Source organism: Parachlamydia sp., assembly GCF_050255895.1.
Classification (GTDB): domain Bacteria; phylum Chlamydiota; class Chlamydiia; order Chlamydiales; family Parachlamydiaceae; genus Parachlamydia; species Parachlamydia acanthamoebae.
On record NZ_JBFWIR010000104.1, the window covers coordinates 1 to 6,296 of the forward strand.

Sequence of the window (6,296 nt, forward strand, 5' to 3'; positions counted from 1 at the left end):
TGAGATTTTTTTTTGAATGGGCAATTTTATATTTAGTGTAAATCTTCAATTTGTGCGAGTTAATTTCAAGTAGAATGATTGATTACAAAATTAGTTTAAGAATGTAAGTTGTTTACGATTAATTTAATTTAGTTTTTATGCTTGTTGGAGGGGTGGGGATAAGTTAGGGGGGCTTTTGTATAATCAAATGAAGATAAATACGTTAGAAAAATATTTAAAAAAATACATTGAACATTAGTGATGTGTGAAAATATCTAAAAAAATCTTGAAAGATAATCAATACTGTCACTATGGTGAAGTTTAAAGAAGCAAATTCTTAAATTCCCCACCGTCGGTTCTAGGTCAAAGTTTCCTCCATTCTTTGGTTTAGAACCGACACTTTTTTTCATTCTTTTTTAAACGTTGATCAAAAAATGTTGCCGAAAAAATCGAGCACTCCTATACTCGTCGCTTAAATCAAGTAACAAGTTGTGAAAATAACTGCCAGGATTTGATTTAGACGTAATTGCGGATGTAGCTCAGTTGGTAGAGCGTCACCTTCCCAAGGTGAATGTCGTGAGTTCGAGCCTCATCACCCGCTTACAGGTACATACAATATCAAATATAACGCAAAGTTTGCGTGTTTAGCTCAGTGGTAGAGAATAAAGTTGCCAACGTGAGGGTCGTGAGTTCAAGCCTCATCACCCGCTTTGCGATTTTTCATATGCGGGTGTAGCTCAGTGGTAGAGCATCACGTTGCCAACGTGAGGGTCGTGAGTTCGAGCCTCATCACCCGCTTTCTCTTAAGAGTATGATTCAAGCACACTTGCTAAGATGTGCTTTCAAACAAACTTCCAAAATATGAGGTTATGGTGTCTAATAATCAAACAGAAGTCAGCAATGAACATGTAAAAATCTCTCTGAAAAAAGAAGATGGATGTCTGGTGAAGTTAGATGTTCATGTCACACCTCAAGCAACTCAAGCTGCTTATCAAGAAGCAATTAAAGCAATATCCAAAGAAGTCTCTATGCCAGGTTTTCGTAAGGGAAAAGTCCCCTCTGCGATGATTTTGCAAAATTTCCACCCCCACGTTGAAAAAGAATGGCGCGATATTTTGTTAAACCGTGCCCTACGTGAATTCATGGATATCACACGGATTTACCCTTTTACAAAAGAAAGTGTTCAAAAAGCTTTAGTTAAAAATGTTTCTCTTGAAGCGGGAGCTGACCTACTCATTGATTTTGAATCTGCACCCGAGATTCCTGAAGTTGATCCAAAATCTTTAGAACTAAAATCTGCTCAGAAAAAAGATATTACAGAAGCAGATATTGATAAAGCTCTTGAAAATGTACGTATCCACCATGCTGATTGGAATGTTGTTACAGATCGTCCTGTTCAAGAAGGAGATACAGTGGTGGTTGATGCTTGCTCCGTCGAAAATCCAGAGCAAGTTTATTATGCTGATGCTTCTTTTAAAGTCGATGAACAAAATATGGCTGAGTGGTTTAAAACCGCTATAGTCGGTCATAAGACCGGTGAAAGCGTTGAAGCGCAAGCGGCAGATCAAGAGCCTCCTGTTCATGTACGCATTACAATTAAAGAGATAAAAACGGCGATTCTTCCTGAGTTAAACGATGAATTCGCCAAGAAATCCGGTGCTGAAAGCCTAGAAGATATGCGCAAGAAAATTGAAGACCAACTCAACAAAAACGCTGAAGAAGAGTCCAAATTTGTGCTTCGAGAACAGATTTCTCCTATTCTTTTAGAGAAATATCCTTTTGAAGTTCCTGCTTCTATCGTTAAACAAGAGCTCAAACGGATTATTACTCAAAAAACTGAAGAATTAAAAGAAACAGGTTTATCTTCTTCTGAAGCTTCGAAAAAAATTGAAGAAATGCGCGAACAGATTGAAAAAGAATGCACAGATTCGATCCGCTTGATCTTTTTGGAGAACGAACTCATTCAGAAATTTAACGTTCAAGTATCTGATGAAGAAGTTGTTAGAGAATTATTTGCACAAATTTACAAATATTCAGGCTCTTTGACAGACGCACGTGGTTTGCTCAATTCTCCTGAAATGCATAACCGTGTTCGCCAGCTTTTGATGTCAAAGAAAATCAAGGACTTCCTTGTTGAACAAGCGCAGAAAAATTGATCTTGCTTAGCAAATTGAAAATGAAGATCTTAACTTTTCAATTTGCATCGTAGCAAAAAAATAGTCAATTCATGTACAACAAAGGCATCATTCAAACAGCACGCTAAGGATTCGCTATGTCAGATAAAAGACCTTTTAACTCTCTAACGCCTTATGTCATTGAAGATACAGCGCGAGGCGAGCGCTCGATGGATATTTTTTCCCGTTTGCTTCAAGACCGCATTGTATTTATCGGCACCGATATCACGGATCAAGTAGCGAATATTGTTGTGGCGCAGCTCCTATTTCTAAAGATGGAAGATCCCAAAAAAGACGTCCATCTTTATATCAATTCAATGGGTGGTTACATCACATCTGGATTGGCTATTTATGATACATTGCGTTGGATGACTTGTGATGTGAATACCTATTGCATTGGCCAAGCTTCTTCGATGGGAGCTTTGCTGCTGATGGCGGGGACAAAAGGAAAGCGTTTTGCTCTTCCGAATAGTCGTATTATGATTCACCAGCCTTCTGGAGGTGTGGGTGGAACTTCTTCCGATATTATGTTACAAGCCAAAGAAATTTTGGTTCTCAAACGCTCATTGCATGAAATCATGGCGGGTGCAACAGGTCAATCTGTTGAGCGCATTGCAGCAGATTCTGAGAGAGATTTTTATATGAGTCCTCAGGAAGCTAAAGAGTACGGAATTATTGATGAAGTTGTGACAACCACAAGAAAATAGAAGTGTTAAAAAAATCAGCAACATAAATGATTAAGAATGGCAAAAAAAGCAAATAAAGAAAATATCTCTTGTTCTTTTTGTGGGCGAACAGAAGACGCAGTTGAAAAATTAATATCTGGTCCAAGTGCTTACATCTGCGACAAATGTGTGAGCTTATGTTCGGGGATTTTGGAAAAGAAAAAATCGAGAACCAACCATGAGTTCAAGGTTTTAAAGCCGAAAGAGATCAAAGAGCGTCTTGATGAGTATATCATTGGGCAAGATAATGCGAAAAAAACGATTTCTGTAGCTGTTTATAACCACTACAAACGAATTCGTTCAGCCAACACAGACAACAATGCAATCGAATTTAACAAATCGAATGTCTTGCTGTTTGGTCCGACAGGTTCTGGAAAGACATTAATTGCAAAAACATTGGCTAATATCTTAGATGTTCCTTTTACGATCGCGGATGCAACGACACTAACTGAAGCCGGTTACGTTGGAGAAGATGTTGAAAATATTATTCTGCGTTTATTGCAAGCTGCAGATTACGATGTCAGCAAAGCAGAGCTAGGTATTATTTACATCGATGAAATCGATAAAATCAATCGGACCACCGCGAATGTATCGATAACCCGAGACGTTTCCGGAGAAGGTGTACAACAAGCTCTTTTGAAAATTGTGGAAGGAACGATTGCAAATGTACCACCTAAAGGTGGAAGAAAGCATCCGAACCAAGAATACATCAAGGTCAATACAGAAAATATTCTGTTTATCGTGGGTGGCGCTTTTGTGAACATGGAAAAAATTGTCGCAAAACGTTTGGGAAGAAGTACAATTGGCTTTACTACAAAAGATAAGGAAACTGTCGATCCAACCAAAAAGAGCGATTTGTTAGCGAAGGTTGAACCAGAAGACCTGATTCAGTTTGGTATGATCCCAGAATTTGTGGGGCGGTTTAATTCCATTGCAAACTGCAATGAATTAACAGTCTCAGATTTGGTTTCGATTCTGAGTAAACCTAAAAATGCAATCGCTAAGCAATTTATGGCTATGTTTGAAATGGAAGGGGTTAATCTTCAATTTACAGAAGAAGCTTTAGCCGCGATTGCTCAAAAAGCGATTGAAGCAGGTACAGGAGCGCGTGCTCTGCGTATGATTTTAGAAAATATCATGCGAGATCTTATGTTTGACGTACCGTCCGATCCAACCATTTCAGAGATTGTTATTGATTATGATGTGGTCATGGGCAAAAAAGAGCCGATGATCAAGCGTTCATCAGGTGATGAAAAAATCGCCTAGTTCAATTCTTAGACCTATCCCGTTGCAATGCTCGGGATAGGTTATCTATCCGAGTCCCCATATAAAAGTTTTTGAGGAATATTTTGAAAAGAGGGTCCTGCCCGATGGTGGAAGTTAATCAACCAACATCTGTCAAAATCCTTTCCTCGCCATTCTTTTGGAGCTGAAGAGATTCCAAGCGATTCAGCAATCATTGGAATGGCATATCTTTGCCAGCAAATGAGGACCATTTTCCCATCATAGGCAGGTTCAGACATGATTTCACGCAACATAGGCACAAATTCATTACTCTTATAGGTTCTATTTAATTCAAGATGAAGAATCTCTGCTAGTGGTGTGACAGTCTCTATGGGGCGAAGTGAGGGAAACGCCGAACTTGGATTTTGTGCATAAATCGCGACAGGTGGACCATACTGCGTCACGGTGGGATCCTTAAGAAAATAAGGGACTAACGCAGCAGCTCGTTCTTTGCCTTTTTGCGCCAAAGAGGTGGTCTTTTGAAAGGGCGTTTTCTCACCATGTCGAATAATAATGATCTGGGCGGGGACAGCCATTAATTCAATATGCAGACCACACAAAATAAATGCAAAATACAGCCACTTCATCTTATTTTTCCTCCCCTAAATTTTGCGTTGTAAGATAAAAAAAGTTGTAAATCAAGTCTATTCTCTTTCCATTAAAAAAATGACATGTTAATCAGTTAAAATAACCCTGAAAGCAAAGAAAGAACATGTATCGGATAGAAAAGTTCGATCTCCCCCTTCCTCCTGAACAATTTGAAAAATTGAATGTTTTAATCGATGTTCGGGATTGGGCCTATTTTACCGAAAAGCAAGAGGAAAGCTGTTGGATCTATGTTGCCTTTGATGGGATCTATCCAGTAGGAAGTATTGTTGGTATTAATACAAACTTGGTGCTTTTTGCCGAGCTTCACTCGTTTACGGTTCTTCCCAGTTATCGTGGTCGTAAAATTGGCAGTCAGTTACTTGCGTCTGCAGAGCAAGATTTAATCACAAATGGTTGCAAATCTTGTTCATTGTTTTTTCGTTTTGATCCAGATAGAAACCAAGCCAACGAAAAGTTTTTAGTAGCCAAAGGATGGAATCCCAGTATTCATTCGGCACAGTTTTACTTGTTCCACTCAGCTCTTTTTGATCCGCCTTGGTTAAAACACTACGCCGAACCTTTTGCAAAGCCATTTCGAGAAGTTTTTTGGAAAGATATTCCAAAAGAAGATATTACTTATCTAAAAGAATTGGAAGAGCAGGGTTCATACCCTTTCTACATTTCCCCTTTTCATGAACCGGATAAGATTGAGCCGCTCAATAGTTTAGCTCTTTACTGTAATCGAGAAATTGTCGGTTGGCTAGTCACGCATCGTGTTTCTCCGGGCATGATTCGCTATCAAGCTTTTTATATTCAACATCAGTATCAGCACAAAGGATTTGCTATCAAGCTTTTGTGTGATTCTATCAGGCTTCAAACGCAATCAACCGTCCCTTATGCGGTTGTCGAAATTAATACCCAAATTTCAGAATCATCATGGGTCCAGTTTGCTCGCAAACGACTAGCTCCCTATGCGCAAGGGTGTGGATATATGCGGCAAAGCTGGAAAAGGTTTAAAGAAAATATTTGACTTAGTTGACCCGTTTATTTAGTTTTAAGCTAATTAAGAAACAATAAACAAAGAGATCCATCATGAAGTCAAAAAATCAAAAGATTTTAATCTTTGTTGCGGATGAATACGAAGATTTAGAATTACAGTATCCAAAGTTTCGGTTAAAAGAAGCGGGAAAAGAGGTTGTCATTGCGGGAGAAAAAAAAGAGACTATTTATGCAGGAAAGCACTCCTATCCTTGCAAAGCAGACATTGCTTTTGACCAAGTTTCCGTGGATGAATATGCTGCCTTAGTTATTCCAGGAGGATATGCCCCGGATAAACTGAGAAAACTTCCAAAAGTTTTGGAAATTACGCAACAATTTCACAAACAGAAAAAGCTCATCGCCTTTATCTGTCATGCTGGGTGGATTCCGATCTCTGCAAAAATCATCAATGGCATCAAGTGTACATCCTATCTATCCATTAAAGATGACATGGTGAATGCGGGTGTTAAATGGGTTGATGAAGCCGTTGTTGTTGACCAACATTTTA

The 6,296-nt window shown here is 38.9% G+C and carries 6 protein-coding genes and 2 tRNA genes; 7 read left to right on the plus strand and 1 reads right to left on the minus strand.

What is annotated here, in order from left to right:
• The first annotated feature begins 507 nt into the window (after positions 1-507).
• The 5 genes from AB7E63_RS12875 (at position 508) to clpX (ending at position 4,144) form a co-directional block, all read left to right on the plus strand.
• Positions 508-580 (plus strand) — tRNA-Gly (locus tag AB7E63_RS12875).
• Between the two features lie 125 nt (positions 581-705).
• Positions 706-777, plus strand: a tRNA-Gly gene (locus tag AB7E63_RS12880).
• A 71-nt stretch (positions 778-848) separates the two neighbouring features.
• A complete protein-coding gene (gene tig, locus AB7E63_RS12885; protein WP_100067522.1) occupies positions 849-2,135 on the plus strand; it encodes a trigger factor in 1,287 nt (428 codons plus the stop codon).
• A 116-nt stretch (positions 2,136-2,251) separates the two neighbouring features.
• Complete coding sequence (locus AB7E63_RS12890) at positions 2,252-2,860, plus strand: ATP-dependent Clp protease proteolytic subunit (protein ID WP_006341602.1); 609 nt, start codon at positions 2,252-2,254, stop codon at positions 2,858-2,860.
• 36 nt (positions 2,861-2,896) lie between these two features.
• The gene (gene clpX / locus AB7E63_RS12895) at positions 2,897-4,144 is read left to right on the plus strand and encodes an ATP-dependent Clp protease ATP-binding subunit ClpX (RefSeq protein ID WP_006341601.1); all 1,248 of its coding nucleotides are present in this window, start codon (positions 2,897-2,899) and stop codon (positions 4,142-4,144) included.
• A gap of 41 nt (positions 4,145-4,185) precedes the next feature.
• Here the strand turns inward: clpX and AB7E63_RS12900 are convergent, their stop codons facing one another.
• Positions 4,186-4,749 carry a histidine phosphatase family protein gene (locus AB7E63_RS12900; protein ID WP_006341600.1) on the minus strand — a complete coding sequence of 188 codons (564 nt, stop codon included), beginning with the start codon at positions 4,747-4,749 and terminating at the stop codon, positions 4,186-4,188.
• Between the two features lie 125 nt (positions 4,750-4,874).
• On the opposite strand from AB7E63_RS12900, the gene AB7E63_RS12905 reads away from it, so the two are divergent.
• Both AB7E63_RS12905 and AB7E63_RS12910 read left to right on the plus strand, forming a co-directional pair.
• Positions 4,875-5,780, plus strand: coding sequence for a GNAT family N-acetyltransferase (locus AB7E63_RS12905; protein WP_006341599.1), 906 nt, complete (start codon positions 4,875-4,877; stop codon positions 5,778-5,780).
• Between the two features lie 62 nt (positions 5,781-5,842).
• Positions 5,843-6,296, plus strand: a 454-nt coding sequence (locus AB7E63_RS12910; RefSeq protein ID WP_428419627.1) for a type 1 glutamine amidotransferase domain-containing protein, incomplete at its 3' end; no start/stop codon positions are given.

Excerpts from the sequence above, each read along its gene's own strand:
- tig (WP_100067522.1), top strand. The coding sequence starts at position 849 with ATGGTGTCTAATAATCAAACAGAAGTCAGCAATGAACATGTAAAAATC.
- AB7E63_RS12890 (WP_006341602.1), top strand. The coding sequence starts at position 2,252 with ATGTCAGATAAAAGACCTTTTAACTCTCTAACGCCTTATGTCATTGAA.
- clpX (WP_006341601.1), top strand. The coding sequence starts at position 2,897 with ATGGCAAAAAAAGCAAATAAAGAAAATATCTCTTGTTCTTTTTGTGGG.
- AB7E63_RS12900 (WP_006341600.1), bottom strand. The coding sequence starts at position 4,749 with ATGAAGTGGCTGTATTTTGCATTTATTTTGTGTGGTCTGCATATTGAA.
- AB7E63_RS12905 (WP_006341599.1), top strand. The coding sequence starts at position 4,875 with ATGTATCGGATAGAAAAGTTCGATCTCCCCCTTCCTCCTGAACAATTT.